1 pseudogene is annotated in these 413 nt (G+C 64.6%); it reads left to right on the forward strand.

Features of this window, described 5'->3' with window-relative positions:
- Nucleotides 1–413, forward strand: a pseudogene (locus tag OX89_RS05905) (electron transfer flavoprotein subunit beta/FixA family protein); the annotation flags it as partial.

Consider the following 413-nt stretch of genomic DNA (forward strand, 5'->3'; position numbering starts at 1 on the left):
GTCCCCGTCAAGCGCGTGGTGGACTACAACGTGAAGGTCCGGGTGAAGTCGGACGGCACGGGCGTAGACATCGCGAACGTGAAGATGAGCATGAACCCCTTTGACGAAATCGCCGTGGAAGAGGCGGTGCGGCTCAAAGAAAAAGGCGTGGCCACGGAAGTGATCGCGGTGAGCTGCGGCGTGGCGCAATGCCAGGAAACGCTGCGCACGGCGATGGCCATTGGCGCCGACCGCGGCATCCTGGTGGAAACCGATGCCGAGCTGCAACCCCTGGCCGTGGCCAAGCTGCTCAAGGCCCTGGTGGACAAAGAGCAACCGGGCCTGATCATCCTGGGCAAGCAAGCCATCGACGACGACGCCAACCAGACCGGCCAGATGCTGGCGGCCCTGGCCGACCTGCCCCAGGCCACCTT

This window comes from Diaphorobacter sp. J5-51, assembly GCF_001023515.1.
GTDB lineage: Bacteria > Pseudomonadota > Gammaproteobacteria > Burkholderiales > Burkholderiaceae_C > Diaphorobacter > Diaphorobacter nitroreducens.